This is a genomic window from Streptomyces sp. NPDC003036 (assembly GCF_040611175.1).
GTDB lineage: Bacteria > Actinomycetota > Actinomycetes > Streptomycetales > Streptomycetaceae > Streptomyces.
On sequence record NZ_JBEXNO010000001.1, the window covers coordinates 44783 to 64915 of the forward strand.

Here is a 20133-nt window from a genome sequence, read left to right on the forward strand (position 1 = left end):
GTGCTAGAGGGTGCGCAGCAGGACCGTGGGCGCCTCCACGCAGTCGGCGACGTACCGCAGGAAACCGCCTGCCGTGCCCCCGTCGCAGACGCGGTGGTCGAAGGTCAGCGACAGCTGGACCACCTGGCGTACGGCCAGCTCGCCCTGGTGTACCCAGGGCTTGGGGACGATCCGGCCCACGCCGAGCATGGCCGCCTCCGGGTGGTTGATGATCGGCGTCGAGCCGTCCACCCCGAAGACCCCGTAGTTGTTCAGCGTGAAGGTGCCGCCGGTCAGGTCCGCCGGGGTCAGCGTCCCGGCGCGCGCCGCGTCCGTCAGGCGGGCGAACTCCGCCGACAGCGACTCGGCCGTGCGGCGGTGCGCGTCCCGTACGACGGGCACGACCAGGCCCCGGTCGGTCTGGGCGGCGAAGCCCAGGTGCACCTCGGGCAGGCGCACGATCTCGCGCGCCTCGGTGTCGACCGTGGAGTTCAGCTCCGGGTAGCGGGCGAGCGCGGCCGTACAGATCCGGGCCAGCAGCGCCAGCAGGGAGATCTTCGGGCCCCCGGCGGCGTTCATCGCGGCGCGCGCGGCCATGAGCTCCGTCGCGTCCGCGTCGACCCAGCAGGTGGCCTCGGGGATCTCGCGCCGGCTGCGGGCCATCTTGTCGGCGACCGCCCCGCGCACGCCGCGCAGCGGCACCCGCTCACCGGCCACGGGGGCCGTCTCGGGCGGGGCCGGGCGGGTCCGCTCGGCGGTCGCCCGCTCCACGTCCGCGCGCAGGATCAGCCCGTCCGGGCCGGAACCGCGCACCTGGCGCAGGTCGAGGCCGCGCTCCCGGGCCAGCTTCCGCACGAGCGGCGAGATCACCGGCACCGGGCCGCCGCCCGGAGCCGGCGGCGCCGGGGCCGGAGCGGGAGCGGGCGCGGGCGCCGCCGGGGCGGAAGGCACGGCGGCGGACGGCGTGGTGGAGGCCGTCCGCACGCGGCGCCTCCGCGCGGCCGGCGCGCCCGTCCCGTAGCCGACGAGGACGTTCCCGGAGGATTCGGCGGAAGCCCCGGGGGACGCGGAGGCATCGGAGGGCTCGGAAGACCCGGAGGACCCGGTCTGTGCCGACTCCGCTCCGACCGCGACCGTCAACAGCGGCGCCCCGACGGGAAGTTCCGTGCCCTCCTCACCGAACCGCGCCGTCACCACGCCCCCGTACGGGCACGGCACCTCCACCATCGCCTTGGCCGTCTCGACCTCGACGACTGGCTGGTCGACGGCGACGACGTCCCCGACCTCCACCAGCCAGCGCACGATCTCCGCCTCGGTGAGCCCCTCACCGAGGTCCGGCAGCTTGAACTCCAGCACCTGGGCCATCAGCTGTCCGCCTCCCACTGCAGTCGCGCCACCGCGTCCAGCACCCGGTCCACGCCGGGCAGGTGGTGCCGCTCCAGCATGGGCGGCGGGTACGGGATGTCGAAGCCGGCCACCCGCAGGACGGGCGCCTCCAGGTGGTGGAAGCACCGCTCCGTGATGCGCGCGGCGATCTCCCCGCCCGGACCGCCGAAGCCGGTCGACTCGTGGACGACGACCGCGCGCCCCGTGCGCCGTACCGACGCGCAGACCGTCTCGTCGTCGAACGGCACCAGCGACCGCAGGTCCACGACCTCCAGGTCCCAGCCCTCCGCGCGCGCCGCCTCGGCGGCCTCCAGGCATACCGGCACGGACGGCCCGTAGGTGACGAGCGTCGCGCTGCGCCCCGTGCGCCGGACGACCGCGCGACCGATCGGCTCCACCGGCTCGGGCGCGTCCGGCGACCACTCGGCCCTGGACCAGTAGAGCCGCTTCGGCTCCAGGAAGACCACCGGGTCGTCGGAGGCGATGGCCGCCCGCAGCAGCCCGTACGCGTCGGCGACCGTCGCGGGCGTGACGACATGGAGCCCCGGAGTCGCCATGTAGTACGCCTCGGAGGAGTCGCTGTGGTGCTCGACGCCGCCGATCCCGCCGCCGTACGGCACGCGCACCACGATCGGGAGCGGCATCGCGCCCCGCGTGCGGTTCCGCATCCGCGCCACATGGCTGATCAGCTGCTCGAACGCCGGGTAGGCGAAGGCGTCGAACTGCATCTCGACCACCGGCCGCAACCCGTACATCGCCATGCCGACGGCCGTGCCCAGGATGCCCGCCTCGGCGAGCGGGGTGTCCGTACAGCGGTCCTCGCCGAACTCCTTGGCCAGTCCGTCCGTCACCCGGAAGACGCCGCCGAGGGTGCCGACGTCCTCGCCCATGACGTGGACGGACGGGTCCTCGGCCATCGCGTCGCGCATGGCGCGCTGGAGCGCCTGCGCCATGGTGGCGGGCTTGGCCGCCACCTTCGCCGCCGTCTTCGCCGCCGTCGTCATCACGCCTCTCCCTCGGCGTCGAGCTCGGCACGCAACTGCGCCGCCTGCTCCCGCAGTTGTGCCGTCTGCTCGGCGAAGACGTGCGCGAAGAGGTCCATCGGCTCCAGCTCCGCGTCGGCGTTCATCCGCTCGCGCAGCCGCGCCGCCATGGCCTCGGCGTCCTCGGCGGCCTGCCTTATCCCCTCCTCGTCGAGGAGGCCCCGCTCGGTCAACTCCCGCTCCAGGAGACGGATCGGATCGTGCGCGCGCCACGCCTCGACCTCGCCGTCGCCGCGGTAGCGGGTGGCGTCGTCGGCGTTGGTGTGGGCGTCGATGCGGTACGTCACGGCCTCGACGAGCGTCGGGCCGCCGCCGCGCCGGGCGCGGGCCACCGCCTCGGAGAGGACCTGGTGCACGGCGGCCGCGTCGTTGCCGTCGACGAGCCGGCCCGGCATGCCGTACCCGACGGCCTTGTGGGCCAGGGACGGCGCCGCGGTCTGCTTGGCGAGCGGAACGGAGATGGCGAAGCCGTTGTTCTGTACGAGGAAGACGACCGGTGCCTGCCAGACCGCCGCGAAGTTCAGCGCCTCGTGGAAGTCGCCCTCGCTGGTGCCGCCGTCGCCGACCATGGCGAGCGCCACCACGTCGTCGCCCTTGAGGCGGGCGGCGTGCGCCAGGCCCACGGCGTGCGGCAGCTGGGTGGCGAGCGGGGTGCACAGCGGCGCGACGCGGTGCTCGCGCGGGTCGTACCCGGTGTGCCAGTCGCCGCGCAGCAGGGTCAGCGCCTCGACGGGGTCGACACCGCGCGCCACCGCGGCGAGCGTGTCGCGGTACGACGGGAAGAGCCAGTCCCGCTCCTCCAGCACGAGCGCGGCGGCGACCTCGCAGGCCTCCTGGCCGGTGGTCGACGGGTACACCGCGAGCCTGCCCTGCTTGGTGAGGGCGGTCGCCTGGGCGTTGTAGCGGCGGCCGCGCACCAGCTCGGCGTACAGCCTGCGCAGCAGTTCCGGCGCGAACCCGGCCGCGGCGTCCGTGCCGAGCACCCGGTAGGGCTCGGGGTCCGGGAGCAGCGGTGCGGGGTCGGTGCGCGGCCGCCACGCCGGGGGCGGGGCGGGCCGGTAAGAGGCCGCACCAGGCAGCTCTTGGACCGTCATGACAGCACCTCCTCGTGGGAGCGGGGCATAAGACCCGAAGGGGGACGCGACTGTGACGCGCCTCACCTACCGATTGTTCGGTCGTGGATCCATTTTGGCTACAGGCGCCTTCAGCCTGTGGACAAACGGTTCTCCACAGCCTGGGATGGAGGCAGGTCGTCCATGGAGAAGAGGCGGGGGGACATGGCAGCTGAACAAATGGCCGACGACGACGGGCCCGGCGAGAGGCCCGACGACAGGGAGCTGCGGCCGGCGGGCGGCACGCCGCACCTCGCCCCGCGCCCGCTCGACGCGATCGACCGGGACATCCTCCGGATCCTCCAAACGGATGGCCGCGCCTCGATACGCTCCGTGGCCGACCGCGTCCACGTGTCGCGTGCCAACGCCTACGCGCGGATCAACCGGCTCATCGACGACGGGGTGATCCGCGGTTTCACGGCCCGGGTGGACCACGAACGGGCCGGGCAGGGGGCGTCCGCGTACATCACGCTCAAGATCGTGCAGAACTCCTGGCGCACGGTCCGCGAGAAGCTCCAGGCGCTGCCCGGAGCCGCTCACATCGCCCTGGTCAGCGGCGATTTCGACGTACTGCTGCTGGTGCACACGCCGGACAACCGCACCCTGCGCGAGCTGGTCCTGACCAGGCTCCAGTCCATCCCGGAGGTGCTGTCGACGCGGACGCTGCTGGTCTTCGAGGAGACGGACCTGAACCGGCGGCTGCCGGCGGACGAGCCCTGACCGGCGGACGGTCCAAGACGGACGGTCTAAGCGGTACGCAGGCCGTCGAAGGCGAGGCGTACGACGGTGTCGGCGAGCTGCTGCCGGTCGCCGTCGCCGCCCGGCTGCGGCCGGTACCACTCCACCAGTGAGTTGATCATTCCGAAGAGCAGCCGGGTGGCGAGCCGTATGTCCACGTCGGCGCGGAGGTCGCCGTCGGCCGCGGCGGCCTTCAGCAGGTCGGCGACCCGGTGGTCGAACTCGCGGCGCCGCTCCAGCGCCCACCGCTCGGTCTTGGTGTTGCCGCGCACGCGCAGCAGCAGCGTCACGTACGGCAGCTCGTCCATCAGCACCTCGACGGTGCGCCGGGTCACGTACTCGACGCGCTCGATGGCCCGTCCGCGCGCGGCCCCCGGCTCGTCGAGGACCGCGAAGAGCCCGTCCAGGGCCCGGCTGACCGCGCGCCGCAGCAGCTCCTCCTTGCTCGTGACGTGGTGGTAGATCGAGGACTTGGAGATCCCGGCCGCCTTGGAGAGGTGCTCCATGGAGGTGCCGTCGTAGCCGCGCTCGTTGAAGACGCGGACGGCGACGGACAGCAGCGTCTCGGGGGTGTAGGTGTCACGCCTGGCGGTGGTCATCGGCTGTTCCGGTCCTTCGTCGCGGCCAGCTCCTCGTGCGCCCGGCGCACGACGTCGAGGCAGGGGGCGTAGCGGCCGCCGGGGTAGCGCTGGTCCAGGGCGCCGAGCAGGTCGGTCACGTGCTCGTAGCCGAGCAGGGCGGCCCACTCGAAGGGGCCCGCCGGATAGTTGACGCCGAGCCGCATGGCCGTGTCGACGTCCTCCGCGGAGGCGACGCCGCGTGCGACCGCGTCGACGGCGAGATCGACCAGCATCGCGACCGTGCGGGCGACGATCATGCCGGGGGTGTCGGCGATCACCGTGACCTGCTTGCCCAGCGCCTGGAACAGGCCGACGGCCTCCCGGAGGGTCTCGGGCGTGGTGGTCCGGGCGGTGGAGAGGGCGATGCGGGTGGCGGTCGTGTAGTCGTGGGCGAGGTCGAAGTAGACGATCTCGTCGCCGCCGTACTCGAAGGCGGTCTCGCCGTCGGCGAGGCCGAGCTGTCCGCCGCCGGGGAGGATGAGGTGCTTGCCGTGCTTCTTGCGCCGGACCTTGATCCCGGCCTCTTCCATCATGGAGACGAGTGGCTCGGCGTGGCCCAGGTTCCCGTGCACCGTGACCTGCGCCGGCGCCGGCGCGGGCTCCTCGGTCCGGGGCTGGGGCCGCTCGGCGCCCTCGCCGTACGCGTACCAGCCCTGACCCGTCTTGCGGCCGAGGCGACCCGACTCGACCAGGCGCCGCTGGGCGAGGGACGGGGTGAACTTCGGGTCCTGGTAGAAGGCCTCCCAGACGGACCGGGTGACCGCTTCGTTGACGTCCTGGCCGATCAGGTCGGTCAGCTCGAAGGGGCCCATCCGGAAGCCGCCGCTCTCGCGCAGGACGGCGTCGATGGTGGCCGGGTCCGCGGCCCGCTCCTCGTACAGGCGCAGCGCCTCCGCGTAGAAGGGGCGGGCGATGCGGTTGACGATGAAGCCGGGGGTGTCGGCGCAGCGGACCGGCGTCTTGCCCCACGCCTCGGCGGTGGCGTACGCGCGCGTGGCCGCGGCGTCGTCGGTGGCGAAGCCGCTGACGACCTCGACCAGCGGGAGCAGGGGCGCGGGGTTGAAGAAGTGCATGCCCACGAAGCGGCCCGGCAGGCGCAGCGTCCCCGCGATGGCGGTGACGGAGAGGGACGAGGTGTTGGTGGCGAGGAGGCAGTCGTCGGAGACGATCTTCTCCAGCGCGGTGAAGAGCTCCTGCTTGACCGTGAGCCGCTCGACGATCGCCTCGATGACGAGCGCGGCGTCGGCGAGGTCGTCGAGACCGTCGGCCACCCGCAGGCGTCCGGCGGCGGCGTCGCGGTCCTCGGTCGGTATCCGGCCCTTCTCGACGAGCCGGTCGAGGCGGCCGGTGATGGCCGCGGCGGCCTCCCGGGCGCGGCCCGGCACGGTGTCGTGGAGGCGGACGGGGTGGCCGGCGACCAGGGCCACCTGGGCGATGCCCTGGCCCATGGTGCCGGTGCCGACGACAGCGACGGTGCGGCTGCGCTCGATGGCCATGTTGTCGGTCATGACAGTGATCCTCCCCGATGAGTTGTCCACAGGTTCGGGAGGCCCCCTTGTCCCGACCGATCGTTCGGTTACTCTAGCTCTGTCCGCCTGTCCCTGCCCAGCTCGACGAGGAGTTGGTCCGTCATGGCCGCCGCTCAGCTCACCCCCGACCACCTGTCCGAGAGGCACCGGCCCACGCTGGATCAGGCCCTGGAAGCGATCCGCACCCGCGCCTACTGGTCGCCGCACCCGGAGCACCCGAAGGCGTACGGGGAAGGCGGCTCGCTGAGCGCCGCCGACGGCCTCGCGGCGCACAAGGCAGTGCTCGGCACCCGCTTCGAGCTGGACCAGCCGGGCACGGACGGCTGGACGGGCGGCGAGGTCTCGCCGTACGGGCCGGAGCTGGCCGTGGAGTATCCGCACGCCGACATCGAGGTGCTGCTGCCGGCGATGCGCGCGGGCACGGCGGCCTGGCGGGACGCCGGTGCCGAGACCCGCGCCCTGGTGTGCCTGGAGGTCCTGGCCCGGATCAACGCCCGCACGCACGAGTTCGCGCACGCGGTGATGCACACCAGCGGGCAGGCGTTCATGATGGCGTTCCAGGCGGGCGGGCCGCACGCGCAGGACCGCGGCCTGGAGGCGGTGGCGTACGCGTACGCCGAGCAGACGCGCACGCCGCTGGACGCGGAGTGGTCCAAGCCGCAGGGCAAGCGGGACCCGCTGGAGCTGCGCAAGACGTTCACGCCCGTCGGGCGCGGCATCGCGCTGCTGATCGGCTGCAACACCTTCCCCACGTGGAACGGCTACCCGGGCCTGTTCGCCTCCCTGGCCACCGGCAACCCCGTCCTGGTCAAGCCGCACCCGCGCGCCGTGCTGCCGCTGGCGCTGACGGTCCGGATCGCGCGCGAGGTGCTGGCGGAGGCGGGCTTCGACCCCAACCTGGTGGCGCTGGCCGCCGAGCGGCCCGGCGAGGGCATCGCCAAGGAGCTGGCCGTCCGCCCCGAGATCCGGATCATCGACTACACCGGCTCGACCTCCTTCGGCGACTGGCTGGAGGCCAACGCCCGCCAGGCGCAGGTGTACACGGAGAAGGCGGGCGTCAACACCATCGTCGTCGACTCCACCGACGACTACAAGGGGATGCTGTCCAACCTGGCGTTCTCGCTCTCCCTGTACAGCGGCCAGATGTGCACCACCCCGCAGAACCTCCTCATCCCGCGCGACGGCATCGCGACGGACGCCGGACCGAAGACGTACGACGAGGTCGTGGCCGACCTGGCGGCCGCGGTCGACGGACTCCTCGGTGACGACGCCCGGGCCAACGCGCTGCTGGGCGCCATCGTCAACCCGGACGTGAAGGCCCGCCTGGAGGCGGCCGCCGGGCTCGGCGAGGTGGCCCTGGCCTCCCGCGAGGTCGCCAACCCCGACTTCCCCGACGCCGTCGTCCGCACGCCCGTCATCGTCAAGCTCGACGGCTCCAAGCCGGACGCGGAAGCGGCGTACATGTCGGAGTGCTTCGGCCCGGTCGCCTTCGCGGTCTCGGTCGACTCGACCGCCGACGCGCTGGAGCTGCTGCGGCGCACGGTGCGCGAGAAGGGCGCCATGACGGTCGGCGCGTACACGACCTCGGCGGACGTCGAGCGCGCGGTCGAGGAGGTCTGCCTGGAGGAGTCGGCCCAGCTGTCGCTGAACCTGACGGGCGGGGTGTACGTCAACCAGACGGCGGCGTTCTCCGACTTCCACGGCTCCGGCGGCAACCCGGCGGCGAACGCCGCGCTGTGCGACGGCGCCTTCGTGGCGAACCGCTTCCGGGTGGTGGAGGTGCGCCGCCAGGCCTAGGCCGCGGCGGGCGACACCCCCTAGGGGGTGTCGATCTCCGCGTACCGCTGCACCCAGGCGTGCATGGCGATCGCCGCGGCGGCTCCCGCGTTGATCGACCGGGTCGAGCCGAACTGCGCGATGGAGCAGACCATCGCCGCGTGCTCGCGGGCCTCCTCCGTGAGGCCCGGCCCCTCCTGCCCGAACAGCAGCACGCAGCGGCGCGGCAGCTCGGTCCGCTCCAGCGGCACGGCCCCGGGGAGGTTGTCGATCCCGATGACCGGCAGCCCCTCGGCGGCGGCCCAGGACGTCAGCGACGCGGTGTCGGGGTGGTGGCGCACGTGCTGGTACCGGTCGGTGACCATCGCACCGCGCCGGTTCCAGCGCCTGCGGCCGACGATGTGCACCTCCTTCGCCAGGAAGGCGTTGGCGGTGCGCACGACGGACCCGATGTTGAAGTCGTGGCCCCAGTTCTCCACGGCGACGTGGAAGTCATGGCGCCGGGTGTCCAGGTCGGCCACGATCGCCTCGCGCGTCCAGTACCGGTAGCGGTCGACGACGTTGCGCCGGTCGCCGTGGGCGAGCAGCTCGGGGTCGTACCGCTCGCCCTGCGGCCAGGGCAGGGGGTGCGGGCCGACGCCGACCTCGGGGCCGTAGCCGTCGTCGTACTGGAGGGGCTGGAGGGGGGTCTCGCTGGTCACCCCACGAGGGTACGGGGGGCGTGGGACTCCTCGGCGGGCCGCTGCTCGGCCTGCGGCCGCTTCGACCGGCGCAGCAGCCGCTCACGGCCCCGGCCGACCCGGGCACCCAGCCAGACCAGGAAGACGGTCGGCAGGAAGACGGCGTCCGCGGCGATCATCGCGAGCGAGAAGAACGGCAGCCCGAGCAGCACCGCGATCCCCGCGTGCTCCAGCATCATCGCGACCAGCAGGACGTTCTTGACCCGCCGGTTGAAGAGGGTGAAGGGGAAGGCCACCTGCACGATGACCGTGCCGTAGGTCACCACCATCACGATCACGCCGCTGCCGGCGAGGACGTCGGAGAGGAACGGCCAGGGCGTGAAGTAGTCCAGCTGGAGCGGGTAGTACAGCGCGGTGCCGTCCTGCCAGCGCGAGCCCTGGATCTTGTACCAGCCGGCGGTGGCGTAGATCAGGCACACCTCGGCCATGATCACGGCGAGGGTGGCGTTGTGGGCCAGGTTGGCGAAGGTGTCGAGCAGGACGCGCGGCTCGCCGGGCGCGTACCGGCACACCAGCCACCACACGCCCTGCGCCACCCACAGCAGCCACAGCAGCGCGAGGAGCCAGGGCTCCCCGGTGCGGTCGCCGAGGAGGGTCGCGGCGACCAGGGGGAGCGCGAGGACCGTCCAGAGCGCGGGGCCGACCAGGTCGCGGCGGGAGCCCGGGCCGCCGGTTCCGCGCGGGGCGCGGCGGGCGCGGCGGGCGTCCAGGGACCAGACCTGTGCGCAGCGGGTGAGGACGAGGTAGATGGCCATGAGGTGGACGACGTTGTCACCGCCGTCGCCCATGAAGATGGACCGGTTCTGCAGCGACAGGACCCCGGCCATGAAGAGCACCGACATGGTGCGGGTGCGCCAGCCGATCAGCAGCAGCACGCTGGAGAGCATGGCGACCGCGTACACGATCTCGAACCAGACCGTGCTGTCCGACCACATCAGGACGGTGAAGGAGTGGTTCTGCGCGATCAGCTGCTGGCCCATGTCCCAGGCCCAGGGGCCCTCGGGTCCGTACAGCTCATGGCGGTGGGGGAACTCGCGCAGCAGGAAGAAGAGCCAGGTGGCGGCGAAGCCGATGCGGACGATCGCGGTCTGGTACGGGCCGAGGGCCGTGGCGGTGACGCGCTGGACGGCGCGGGCGAGCCGGCGGTCGAGCGACTGGGGGGCCGGGGCGGGGGTCTGGTTCACCGCTGCGCCTCCGTACGGCCGTTGTCGACGCCGGCGGGCAGGTCGGCGGCGGTCACCGTCCACCAGGGGAGCGTGCGGTAGTAGGCGCGGGTGTCGGTCTTCTCCTCGCTCCAGGGCGGGGCCCCGACGGCCCGGGTGGAGCTGCGGACCTGTATCCGGTCGACGCGGCCGCCGAGGTCGTGGGCCTCCAGACGGAGCATCGTGATGCGCCGGATGTAGCGCTCGGAGAGCCGGCCCCGCATGCCGTTGGCGCGGTTGTCGGCGGTGTGCGAGTTGGCGTAGAAGTCCCAGCCGCGGCGCAGCTGGTTCTGGTCCACGTGGCTCGGGGCGAGGTTGCCCCGGATGGCCTCGCCGTCGTCGGCGGTGAGGTCGATCCAGTCGGTCGTCCGGCGGCTGCCGTCGGCGCGTATGACCTCGGCGCGGGCGTGGACGGCGATGTTCTGCTGGAGCGGGTTGGGCGCGAAGAGCTTCCAGTTCTGCTCGAACTCGGGGAAGACCCACTCGTCGACCGCCTCGCCGTGCTGCTTCGTGAGCGTGTTCGACGGCGCGACGTGCAGGAACACCATGGCCACGTGGTAGCAGGCGAAGACGGCGACGACCGCGACGGCGACGGAGGCGACGACTTGGTACGGCAGCGAGAGCCCGGCTATGCCCGCGCGGGCACGGTTCCCGTCACCGGGCGCACCGGCGTCGGGATCGGTGGCGGCGGGGGCGGCGTCGGCAGTGGCCGTGTCGGCGGTGCCGGGGCCGGCGGTGGCGGGGTCGCCGGATGCCTGTTCGGTCGGCCGGGGGACAGCCGCGGTGCTGGTCACCGGGTGCGCGGCGGGCTCGGCGTGCCCGCGCTCCTTGTCGTACGAGTCCATCCCGCCCCGATCCGCATCCATCCGCATCGATCCACCGCAGTTATCCACAGGGTTGACACCTTACGGGCCGTCGACTCACCATTGAAGTCATTCAACCGAACGATCGGTCGGTAGGGGGCCCGATGACGGCAGTGACCGCGGACACGCAGGGCGCGCAGGAGGCGTACGAGGCGGCCTTCGACGCCGCCGTGGCCGCCGACGAGCGGATCGAGCCGCGCGACTGGATGCCGGAGGCGTACCGCGCCTCACTCATCCGGCAGATCGCGCAGCACGCCCACTCCGAGATCATCGGCATGCAGCCCGAGGCGAACTGGATCACGCGCGCCCCCTCCCTCCGGCGCAAGGCGATCCTCATGGCCAAGGTGCAGGACGAGGCCGGGCACGGCCTGTACCTCTACAGCGCCGCCGAGACGCTCGGCGTCAGCCGGGACGAGCTGCTCGACAAGCTCCACTCCGGCCGCCAGAAGTATTCGTCGATCTTCAACTACCCCACGCTGACCTGGGCCGACGTCGGCGCCATCGGCTGGCTCGTGGACGGCGCCGCGATCACCAACCAGGTCCCGCTGTGCCGCTGCTCCTACGGCCCGTACGCCCGCGCGATGGTCCGGGTCTGCAAGGAGGAGTCCTTCCACCAGCGCCAGGGGTACGAGTCGCTGCTCGCCCTCTCGCGCGGTACGCCGGAGCAGCACGCGATGGCGCAGGACGCGGTGAACCGCTGGTGGTGGCCCTCGCTGATGATGTTCGGCCCGCCGGACGACGAGTCGGCGCACTCGGCGCAGTCCATGGCCTGGAAGATCAAGCGCCACTCCAACGACGAGCTCCGCCAGCGCTTCGTCGACATCTGCGTGCCGCAGGCCGAGGCCCTCGGGCTCACCCTCCCGGACCCGGACCTGCGGTGGAACGAGGAGCGCGGGCACTACGACTTCGGCCCGATCGACTGGGCGGAGTTCTGGGAGGTCCTCAAGGGCGACGGCCCCTGCAACGAACAGCGGATCACCCAGCGGCGGCGGGCGCACGAAGAGGGCGCCTGGGTCAGGGAAGCCGCGGCGGCCTACGCCGCGAAGCACCGGCCCGAAGCCCCTGACCAGCACGCGAACCACCAGCAGCAGCACGGAAAGGCGACTCCATGACGACCAGCGACTGGCCGCTGTGGGAGGTGTTCGTGCGCTCGCGCCGCGGGCTGTCCCACACCCACGCGGGAAGCCTGCACGCACCGGACGCGGAGCTCGCCCTGCGCAATGCCCGCGATCTGTACACCCGCAGGAGCGAGGGCGTGTCGATCTGGGTGGTCCCCTCCTCGGCGATCACCGCGTCCTCACCGGACGAGAAGGACCCGTTCTTCGAGCCGGCCGCCGACAAGCCGTACCGGCACCCGACCTTCTACGAGGTCCCGGAGGGGGTGAAGAACCTGTGACCGCCACCGTGAGCACCGCCGCGGCGCTCGCCCTCGGCGACGACGCGCTCGTGCTGTCCCACCGGCTGGGGGAGTGGGCCGGCCACGCCCCCGTCCTCGAGGAGGAGGTGGCCCTCGCCAACATCGCGCTGGACCTCCTCGGCCAGGCGCGGGTGCTGCTCTCCCTCGTCGGCGACGAGGACGAGCTCGCCTATCTGCGCGAGGAGCGGGCCTTCCGCAACGTCCAGCTGGTGGAGCAGCCCAACGGCGACTTCGCCCACACCATCGCCCGCCAGCTCTACTTCTCCACCTATCAGCGGCTGCTGTACGGCCGGCTGGCCGCGGCGGCGGACGCGGGCGACCTCTCAGGTCTCGCAGCGAAGGCGGTCAAGGAGGTCGCCTACCACCAGGACCACGCCGAGCAGTGGACGCTGCGGCTCGGCGACGGCACCGCCGAGAGCCATGAGCGGATGCAGCGGGCCTGCGCGGCGCTGTGGCGCTTCACGGGCGAGCTGTTCCGGCCGGTGGAGGGGCTCGACGTCGACTGGCGGGAGCTGGAGTCCGACTGGCTGGCGTCGGTGACGGCGGTCCTGGAGCGGGCCACGCTCACCGTGCCGGACGGCCCGCGCGCCGGCGCGTGGCGAGCGGGCGCCGGGCGGCAGGGCCTGCACACGGAGCCGTTCGGCCGGATGCTCGCCGAGATGCAGCACCTGCACCGCAGCCACCCGGGGGCGTCGTGGTGACCGGCACGGCCGACCCGACGGCGCTGGAGGAGGAGCTGAGCCGGCTCGCCGGCTCGGTCCCCGACCCCGAGCTGCCCGTACTGACGCTGGAGGAGCTAGGTGTGCTGCGGGGGGTGCGTGTCCTCGCCCCCGGCCGGGTGGAGGTCGAGCTGACCCCCACGTACACCGGCTGCCCCGCCATCGAGGCGATGTCCTCGGACATCGAGCGGGTGCTGCACGACCACGGCGTACCGGACGTGTCCGTGGTGACGGTGCTCTCCCCCGCCTGGTCGACCGACGACATCAGCGCGGAAGGGCGCCGCAAGCTCGCCGAGTTCGGCATAGCGCCACCCCGCCATCAGGGCGGGGGCGGGGCCGGGCCGGTGCCGGTGTCGCTCGCGATCCGGTGCCCGCACTGCGGCTCGACCGACACCGAGCTGTTGAGCCGGTTCTCCTCCACCGCCTGCAAGGCGCTGCGCCGCTGCACCGCCTGCCGCGAACCGTTCGACCACTTCAAGGAGTTGTAGATGTTCCATCCGCTCCGGGTGAGCGAGGTCGAGCGGCTCACGGACGACTCGGTGGCGGTCACCTTCGACGTGCCGCCCGAGCTGCGCGAGACCTTCCGGCACACGCCGGGCCAGCACGTCACCCTGCGCCGCGCCACGGCCCGGGGAGAGGAGATCCGCCGGACGTACTCGATCTGCTCCCCCGCCGCGCCCCCGGGGGTCGACCCCGTGCTGAAGGTGGGCATCCGGCTGGTGGACGGCGGCGAATTCTCGACGTACGCGCTCAAGGAGCTCGCCGCCGGGGACACGGTCGACGTCATGGAGCCGATGGGCCGGTTCCTGCTGGAACCGCGCCCGGGGCGCTTCGCGGCGATCGTCGGCGGCAGCGGCATCACGCCGGTGCTGTCGATGGCGGCGACGGTGCTGGAGCGGGAGCCCGACGCGCGGTTCTGCCTCATACGCAGCGACCGCACCGCCGCCTCGACGATGTTCGTGGACGAGGCCGCCGAGCTGAAGGACCGCTTCCCCGGCCGTTTCCATCTGGTCACCGTGTTGTCGCGGGAGGAGCAGCAGGCCGGGCTGCCGTCCGGGCGGCTCGACCGTGAGCGGCTGACCGAGCTGCTGCCCCGGCTGCTGCCGGTCGGGGAGGTCGACGGTTGGTACCTGTGCGGGCCGTTCGGGCTCGTCCAGGCCGCCGAGCGCGCGCTGCGCGGACTCGGTGTGGAGCGTGGCCGTGTCCACCAGGAGATCTTCCACGTGGACGACGGGACGGCGTCCGCCGCCGTGCGGGCCGCCGCGATACCCGCCCATGCCACGCTGACCGCGACCCTGGACGGCCGGTCCGGCACCTGGCCGGTGCGGGAGGCGGAGTCGCTCCTCGACACGGTGCTGCGCGCCCGCGCGGACGCGCCGTACGCGTGCAAGGGCGGCGTCTGCGGGACCTGCCGGGCGTTCCTGGTCAGCGGCGAGGTGCGGATGGACCGCAACTACGCGCTGGAGCCCGAGGAGACCGAGGCGGGCTATGTGCTGGCCTGCCAGTCGCATCCCGCGACGCCGGAGGTCGAGCTGGACTTCGACCGCTGACGGCTGCGACACCGGGCTGGGCCGCGCGGGGCTGGGCCGCGCGGCCCGGTCGGTCCGTCGGGCCGACCACGGCCGGCTCCTACAGGACGAAAGGCTCGGTGCCGTTGTCCGTGACCATCGGGCGGCCGGCACCGTCCCAGGCGAGCATGCCGCCGTCGACGTTCACGGCGTCGATGCCCTGCTGGATCAGGTACTGCGTGACCTGGGCGGAGCGGCCGCCGACCCGGCACATCACATAGGCGCGCCGCCCGTCGGCCACCGCCTCCGTCACCTCGCCGAAGCGGGCCACGAAGTCGCTCATCGGCACGTGCAGCGCGCCCTCGACGTGTCCGGCCGCCCACTCGTCGGTCTCGCGGACGTCCAGTACCAGCCCGTCGGCCGGGACGGACGCGGCGTCCACCGCGGGCAGCTGGGCGAAGTTCATGGGTCACGCCTTCTCTCGTCGCCTCGGACGTACGTCACGTAGGTTCACCACGCACGCACACCACGTCTCACGTACGTCTCGAACCTACTGCACCTGCCGCGTGAGCGCGGCAAGCTCCTCCTCGCGCTCGGCGACCTGCGCGAGCAGCTGCTCGGCGACCTCGTCCAGCAGTCGGTCCGGGTCGTCGGGCGCCATCCGGAGCATCGCGCCGATCGCGCTCTCCTCCAGGTCCTGCGCCACGATCGTCAGCAGCTCCTTGCGGCGGGCCAGCCAGTCCAGCCGGGCGTAGAGCTCCTCGCTCTCACTCAGCTCGGCCGCCGCCGGAACCGGGCCGCGCGCCCACTCCTCGGACAGCTCCCGCAGCAGCGCCTCGTCACCGCGGCCGTAGGCGGCGTTGACGCGCGTGATGAACTCCTCGCGCCGCTGCCGCTCCTCCTCGTCGCGCGCCAGGTCCGGGTGGGCCTTGCGGGCCAGCTCGCGGTAGAGCTTGCGCACCTCGTCGCGGACCCGCACCCGCTTCGGCGGCTGCACGGGCCGGTCGGTGAGCATCGCGGCGGCCTCGGGGGACAGCCCGTCGGAGTCGACCCAGTGGTGGAAGAGCTCCTCGACACCCGGCATGGGCAGCACCATCGCCCGGGCCTCCCGCGCCTTGCGCAGGTCCTCCGGGTCTCCGGTGCGGGCCGCCCGCGCCTCGGCGATGAGGGCGTCCAGCTCGTCCAGGCGGGCGTACATCGGGCCGAGCCTCTGGTGGTGGAGCCGGGAGAAGTTCTCCACCTCGACCCGGAAGGTCTCCACCGCGATCTCGAACTCGATCAGCGCCTGCTCGGCCGCGCGCACCGCCCGCTCCAGCCGCGCCTCGGGCCGCTCGGCGCCCTGCTGCTCGGCGCCCTGCTGCTCGCCGGTCATGTCGTCGCTCGGGGTCGTCACCCGACCAGCGTACGGGCGGAAACCGCCTCGCCGGTCACACCCCCGGCTCCGCGGGGATCCGCCCGCTCCTGACCGCCGCCACCAGGGACGTGTGATCCGCCTCCGTGCGGTCCGCGTACGCCACGGCGAACCGTGCGACCGCCTCCTCCAGCTCGTCGTTCTTGCCGCAGTACCCGGCGATGAGCCGGGGGTCCGCGCTGTGGGCGTGGGCCCGGGCCAGCAGGGCCCCGGTCATCCGCCCGTAGTCGTCGATCTGGTCGGCCGCGAGGGCCGCCGGGTCCACGCTGCCCTTGCGGTTGCGGAACTGGCGCACCTGGTACGGCCTGCCGTCGACCGTCGTCCAGCCCAGCAGACTGTCGCTGACCACCTGCATCCGCTTCTGCCCGAGGACCACGCGCCGCCCCTCGTGCTCCACGACCGGCGCCTCGAACCCCGCCCGGGGCAGGTGCGGCAGCAGCGCCGAGGGCCGTGCCTCCTTCACCTGGAGCACCAGCGGTTCGCCCCGGTGGTCGAGCAGCAGCACCACGTACGAGCGGGTCCCCACGCTGCCGGTGCCCACCACCCGGAACGCCACATCGTGGATGGCGTACCGGGCGAGCAGCGGCAGCCGGTCCTCCGGGAGCGTCCGCAGGTACTCCCCCAGCGACGCGGCGACCGCCGCCGCCTCCGCGTCCGGCACCCGGCTCAGGACGGGCGGCGCGTCCACGAACCGCCGTCCGCCGTCCGCGCACTCCTCCGTCGACTTGGCGGCGAAGCGGGCGCTGGTGTTGGCCCGGGCCTTCTCCTCGACCCGCTCCAGCGTGCCCAGCAGGTCGCGCGCGTCCGTGTGGGAGACGAGCTCCTCGTCGGCGATGGCGTTCCAGGCGTCCAGCGCCGGCATCCTGGCCAGCAGCCGCATGGTCCGCCGGTAGGCGCCCACCGCGTCGAACGCCGCCGCCCGGCACACGTCCTCGTCCGCGCCCGCCTCCCGCCCCGCGAGCACCAGCGACGTCGCCAGCCGCTTGACGTCCCACTCCCAGGGCCCGGTCACGGTCTCGTCGAAGTCGTTCAGGTCGATGACGAGCCCGCCCCGCGCGTCGCCGTACAGGCCGAAGTTGGCCGCGTGCGCGTCACCGCATATCTGCGCGCCGACGCCGGTGACGGGCGTGCCCGCCAGGTCGTACGCCATCAGCCCGGCGGCGCCGCGCAGGAAGGCGAACGGCGTCGCGACCATCCTGCCCACCCGGATCGGCACCAGCGATTCCACCCGCCCGCGGTTGGACTCCTCCACGGCGCGCACCGCGTCCGGCCGCTCCTCGCCCGGCGACGCCAACGCCGCGTGCGAGGCCCTCGGCACCCGGTCGCGCAGCGCCTTGCCCCGCGCCTTCACGGACTGCGCCGCCGCACCGGCCGCCCCCGAGGTCCGCCGCGCGAACCCCGGCACCACCGGTATCCGCTCGCCCTCGTACGTCTCGTGCTCCTCGTACATGAAGCCCCCCCGTCCGCACACCGCCGCCGCCCGAATGACGCAGACCGTACCGCCGCCTTCGCACACGCGTCTCCCCCTGTGGACAACTCGCTGTGGATAACCCGCGCACCACGCGGTACCCGACCTCGTGCACACCCCAGACCGCACACCCCAGACCGCACACACCCCAGGGAAAGGCCGACGATGCCCGGGGCGCGCCACGAGTCCCTCCACGACGTCCGCGACGTCCACACCGTCCGCGACGAGGCCGTCGACGTCATCCAGCGCGAGCTCACGGCGTTCGCCCGCCGCGCCCGCGCCGCGGCCGCCCGGCTGCACCCCGAGCTGCCCCTCGTCTCGTACACGCTCCTCGCGCACATCGACCACTGCCACGGCTGCCGCGCCACCGACCTCGCAGCCCACTACATGCTCGACAAGTCGACCGTCAGCCGCCAGATCGCCGTGCTCGAGAAACTGGGCCTCGTCGAGCGCCGCCCCGACCTCAGCGACCACCGCGTCCAGGTCCTGCACCCCACCGAGGCCGGCCGCCGGCTGCTGTCCTCGACCCACGCCAGCCGCCGCGCCGCCTACGAAGCCCGGCTCGCCGACTGGTCCACCGAGGACCTCGACCGCTTCGCCGCGTACCTGCTGCGCTACAACGCCGCGGCCGCCGACGACCGGGGTTCCCGCCCCTGCTGACCGCCGTCTGCCGACCGCCGTCACGCGCCGCTGGTGAGCACCTTCCCGAGGGCGGCCATGACGGACGGCTCCACCCGGTAGAAGACCCAGGTGCCGCGCCGCTCGGAGGTGAGCAGTCCCGCCTCCTTCAGCTTCTTCAAGTGGTGGGACACCGTCGGCTGGGAGACGCCGACGTCGGAGATGTCGCAGACGCACGCCTCCCCGCCCTCATGAGAGGCGACGGCGGAGAACAGCCGCAGGCGCACCGGATCGCCGAGCGCCTTGAACATCGCGGCGGCCCGCACCGCCTCGTCGGCGGTCAGCGGGCGTTCGTTCAGCGGCGGGCAGCACGGCTCGACGCCCGGGCCCGGCCCCCGGCCCAAGCCCGGGTCCCGGCCCGGGTCCCGGTCAGGCTCCAGAAGCGGCAGCAGCTGGTTATTCGACATACATCTATGTTGACACATGTCGAATCAGAGGCAAGGCTGGGAACAAGACATCGACATACGTCGAATCAAGGAGCCCGCCGTGAACGCGCCCACCGCCCCGCCCACCACCCCGCCCGTCCAGTCCGAGCTGCCCGTCGTCGTGATCGGGGCCGGTCCGGTCGGTCTGGCCGCCGCCGCCCACCTCGTCTCGCGCGGCCTGGAGCCGCTGGTCCTGGAGGCGGGACCGGCCGCCGGATCGGCCGTACGGGAGTGGGCCCACGTGCGCCTCTTCTCCCGCTGGGCCGAGCTCGTCGACCCGGCCGCCGAGAAGCTGCTGGCGCCGACCGGCTGGGTGAAGCCCGACGGCGCCGCCTACCCGACGGGCGGCGACTGGGCGGACCGGTACCTCCAGCCGCTGGCCGACGCCCTCGGCGACCGCGTCCGGTACGGCGCGCGGGTCACCGGCGTCTCCCGGGCGGGCCGCGACCGGGTCGTGGACGCCGACCGTGACGCCCAGCCCTTCACCGTCCACATCACCGGGGCGGACGGCCGCGAGCAGCGGCTCCTCGCCCGCGCGGTGATCGACGCCTCCGGCACCTGGTCCACCCCCGGCCCGCTCGGCGGCGACGGCCTGCCCGCCCTCGGCGAGCGCGCGGCCGGCGACCGCGTCGCCTACCGCGTGCCGGACCTCCAGGACCCCGCCGTACGGGCCCGTTACGCGGGCAGGCGCACCGCCGTCGTCGGTTCCGGCGCCTCCGCCTTCACCGCCCTCGCGGCCCTCGCCGACCTGGCGGAGAGCGCGCCGGGCACCCACGCAGTCTGGGTGCTGCGCCGCGGACTGACCGACTCCACCTACGGCGGCGGCAAGGCCGACGAGCTGCCCGCCCGCGGCGCGCTGGGCCTGCGCGCCAAGGCGGCCGTGGAGGCCGGGCACGCGAGCGCGGTCACCGGCTTCCGTACGGAGGCGGTCGAGCGCGACGGCGACCGCCTGATCCTCGTCGGCGAGGACGGCCGCCGCCTCGACCCCGTCGACGAGGTCATCGTCCTGACCGGCCTCCGCCCCGACCTGTCCTTCCTCACCGAACTCCGCCTCGGCCTCGACGAACGGCTCCAGGCCCCCACCGCGCTGGCGCCCCTCATCGACCCGAACGTCCACTCCTGCGGCACCGTCTACCCCCACGGCGTACGCGAGCTGGCCCACCCGGAGAAGGACGTCTACCTGGTCGGCATGAAGTCCTACGGCCGCGCCCCGACCTTCCTCGCCATGACCGGCTACGAACAGGTCCGCTCCCTCGCCGCCGCCCTCTCCGGCGACCACGAGGCCGCCGAACGCGTCGAACTCACCCTCCCCGAAACCGGCGTCTGCGGCGGCGCCGGCCTCTTCGACGAGCCCAACACCCCCGAGGCAGAGGCCGGCGGCGGCTGCTGCGGCGCACCGGCCACGGCCCCGGCTCCAGCCCCGGCCACGGCCCCGGCCACCCTCCTCCCGACGCACCACGACCACGACCACGGCAAGGGCCCGCAGCCCGCGTGATGGCCATGACGGCCGCCCGGCGCG

The 20133-nt window shown here is 73.4% G+C and carries 21 protein-coding genes; 9 read left to right on the forward strand and 12 right to left on the reverse strand.

Annotated features, from left to right (window positions below; genetic code table 11):
* Positions 1-3: 3 nt before the first annotated feature.
* The 3 genes from ABZX67_RS00195 to pdhA are packed head-to-tail and all read right to left on the reverse strand — an operon-like array spanning position 4 to position 3502.
* Positions 4-1344 (reverse strand): dihydrolipoamide acetyltransferase family protein, encoded by a 1341-nt coding sequence (locus ABZX67_RS00195; RefSeq protein WP_355351982.1) that lies wholly within the window; start codon positions 1342-1344, stop codon positions 4-6.
* Positions 1344-2369, reverse strand: coding sequence for an alpha-ketoacid dehydrogenase subunit beta (locus ABZX67_RS00200; RefSeq protein WP_355351984.1), 1026 nt, complete (start codon positions 2367-2369; stop codon positions 1344-1346). Before ABZX67_RS00200 ends, ABZX67_RS00195 begins: the two co-directional genes overlap by 1 nt.
* The gene (pdhA, locus tag ABZX67_RS00205; protein ID WP_355351987.1) at positions 2369-3502 is read right to left on the reverse strand and encodes a pyruvate dehydrogenase (acetyl-transferring) E1 component subunit alpha; all 1134 of its coding nucleotides are present in this window, start codon (positions 3500-3502) and stop codon (positions 2369-2371) included. The genes ABZX67_RS00200 and pdhA overlap by 1 nt, the downstream gene beginning before the upstream one ends.
* 162 nt (positions 3503-3664) lie before the next feature.
* On the opposite strand from pdhA, the gene ABZX67_RS00210 reads away from it, so the two are divergent.
* Entirely contained in the window at positions 3665-4240 is a 576-nt protein-coding gene (locus tag ABZX67_RS00210) for an Lrp/AsnC family transcriptional regulator (protein WP_355351990.1), read from the forward strand.
* Between the two features lie 26 nt (positions 4241-4266).
* On the opposite strand, the gene ABZX67_RS00215 is transcribed toward ABZX67_RS00210, so the two are convergent.
* On the reverse strand, positions 4267-4857 hold the full coding sequence (locus ABZX67_RS00215) for a TetR/AcrR family transcriptional regulator (RefSeq protein ID WP_355351993.1): 591 nt from the start codon (positions 4855-4857) through the stop codon (positions 4267-4269).
* Positions 4854-6386 (reverse strand): 3-hydroxyacyl-CoA dehydrogenase, encoded by a 1533-nt coding sequence (locus ABZX67_RS00220; protein ID WP_355351996.1) that lies wholly within the window; start codon positions 6384-6386, stop codon positions 4854-4856. The genes ABZX67_RS00215 and ABZX67_RS00220 overlap by 4 nt, the downstream gene beginning before the upstream one ends.
* Positions 6387-6509: 123 nt before the next feature.
* Between ABZX67_RS00220 and paaN the strand changes: the two genes are divergently transcribed.
* Complete coding sequence (paaN, locus tag ABZX67_RS00225) at positions 6510-8204, forward strand: phenylacetic acid degradation protein PaaN (protein ID WP_355351999.1); 1695 nt, start codon at positions 6510-6512, stop codon at positions 8202-8204.
* Positions 8205-8224: 20 nt separating this feature from the next.
* On the opposite strand, the gene ABZX67_RS00230 is transcribed toward paaN, so the two are convergent.
* From ABZX67_RS00230 to ABZX67_RS00240, 3 genes are read right to left on the reverse strand one after another with little or no spacing between them, the layout of a single operon-like run.
* Positions 8225-8884, reverse strand: a complete 660-nt coding sequence (locus ABZX67_RS00230; RefSeq protein WP_355352002.1) for a TrmH family RNA methyltransferase — start codon at positions 8882-8884, stop codon at positions 8225-8227.
* A complete protein-coding gene (locus ABZX67_RS00235; protein ID WP_355352005.1) occupies positions 8881-10107 on the reverse strand; it encodes an HTTM domain-containing protein in 1227 nt (408 codons plus the stop codon). Before ABZX67_RS00235 ends, ABZX67_RS00230 begins: the two co-directional genes overlap by 4 nt.
* The gene (locus tag ABZX67_RS00240) at positions 10104-10997 is read right to left on the reverse strand and encodes a DUF5819 family protein (protein ID WP_355352008.1); all 894 of its coding nucleotides are present in this window, start codon (positions 10995-10997) and stop codon (positions 10104-10106) included. Before ABZX67_RS00240 ends, ABZX67_RS00235 begins: the two co-directional genes overlap by 4 nt.
* 95 nt (positions 10998-11092) lie before the next feature.
* Between ABZX67_RS00240 and paaA the strand changes: the two genes are divergently transcribed.
* From paaA to ABZX67_RS00265, 5 genes are read left to right on the forward strand one after another with little or no spacing between them, the layout of a single operon-like run.
* Complete coding sequence (paaA, locus tag ABZX67_RS00245) at positions 11093-12100, forward strand: 1,2-phenylacetyl-CoA epoxidase subunit PaaA (RefSeq protein ID WP_355352010.1); 1008 nt, start codon at positions 11093-11095, stop codon at positions 12098-12100.
* Entirely contained in the window at positions 12097-12384 is a 288-nt protein-coding gene (gene paaB / locus ABZX67_RS00250; protein ID WP_355352013.1) for a 1,2-phenylacetyl-CoA epoxidase subunit PaaB, read from the forward strand. The genes paaA and paaB overlap by 4 nt, the downstream gene beginning before the upstream one ends.
* Positions 12381-13106, forward strand: a complete 726-nt coding sequence (paaC, locus tag ABZX67_RS00255; RefSeq protein ID WP_355352015.1) for a 1,2-phenylacetyl-CoA epoxidase subunit PaaC — start codon at positions 12381-12383, stop codon at positions 13104-13106. The genes paaB and paaC overlap by 4 nt, the downstream gene beginning before the upstream one ends.
* Positions 13100-13612, forward strand: coding sequence for a 1,2-phenylacetyl-CoA epoxidase subunit PaaD (gene paaD, locus ABZX67_RS00260; protein WP_355352018.1), 513 nt, complete (start codon positions 13100-13102; stop codon positions 13610-13612). Before paaC ends, paaD begins: the two co-directional genes overlap by 7 nt.
* Positions 13613-14674, forward strand: coding sequence for a 2Fe-2S iron-sulfur cluster-binding protein (locus ABZX67_RS00265; RefSeq protein WP_355352021.1), 1062 nt, complete (start codon positions 13613-13615; stop codon positions 14672-14674).
* A gap of 79 nt (positions 14675-14753) precedes the next feature.
* Here the strand turns inward: ABZX67_RS00265 and ABZX67_RS00270 are convergent, their stop codons facing one another.
* The 3 genes from ABZX67_RS00270 to ABZX67_RS00280 form a co-directional block, all read right to left on the reverse strand.
* Positions 14754-15098, reverse strand: a complete 345-nt coding sequence (locus ABZX67_RS00270; protein WP_355352024.1) for a rhodanese-like domain-containing protein — start codon at positions 15096-15098, stop codon at positions 14754-14756.
* A gap of 84 nt (positions 15099-15182) precedes the next feature.
* On the reverse strand, positions 15183-16004 hold the full coding sequence (locus tag ABZX67_RS00275) for a hypothetical protein (protein WP_355352708.1): 822 nt from the start codon (positions 16002-16004) through the stop codon (positions 15183-15185).
* 55 nt (positions 16005-16059) lie between these two features.
* A complete protein-coding gene (locus tag ABZX67_RS00280; protein ID WP_355352027.1) occupies positions 16060-17493 on the reverse strand; it encodes a DUF2252 domain-containing protein in 1434 nt (477 codons plus the stop codon).
* Between the two features lie 183 nt (positions 17494-17676).
* Here ABZX67_RS00280 and ABZX67_RS00285 point away from each other — a divergent pair, with 183 nt between their 5' ends.
* The gene (locus ABZX67_RS00285; RefSeq protein WP_355352030.1) at positions 17677-18171 is read left to right on the forward strand and encodes a MarR family winged helix-turn-helix transcriptional regulator; all 495 of its coding nucleotides are present in this window, start codon (positions 17677-17679) and stop codon (positions 18169-18171) included.
* Positions 18172-18191: 20 nt separating this feature from the next.
* On the opposite strand, the gene ABZX67_RS00290 is transcribed toward ABZX67_RS00285, so the two are convergent.
* Positions 18192-18596 (reverse strand): metalloregulator ArsR/SmtB family transcription factor, encoded by a 405-nt coding sequence (locus ABZX67_RS00290; RefSeq protein ID WP_355352033.1) that lies wholly within the window; start codon positions 18594-18596, stop codon positions 18192-18194.
* 79 nt (positions 18597-18675) lie between these two features.
* Between ABZX67_RS00290 and ABZX67_RS00295 the strand changes: the two genes are divergently transcribed.
* A complete protein-coding gene (locus ABZX67_RS00295; RefSeq protein ID WP_355352036.1) occupies positions 18676-20109 on the forward strand; it encodes an NAD(P)-binding domain-containing protein in 1434 nt (477 codons plus the stop codon).
* Positions 20110-20133: the final 24 nt, after the last annotated feature.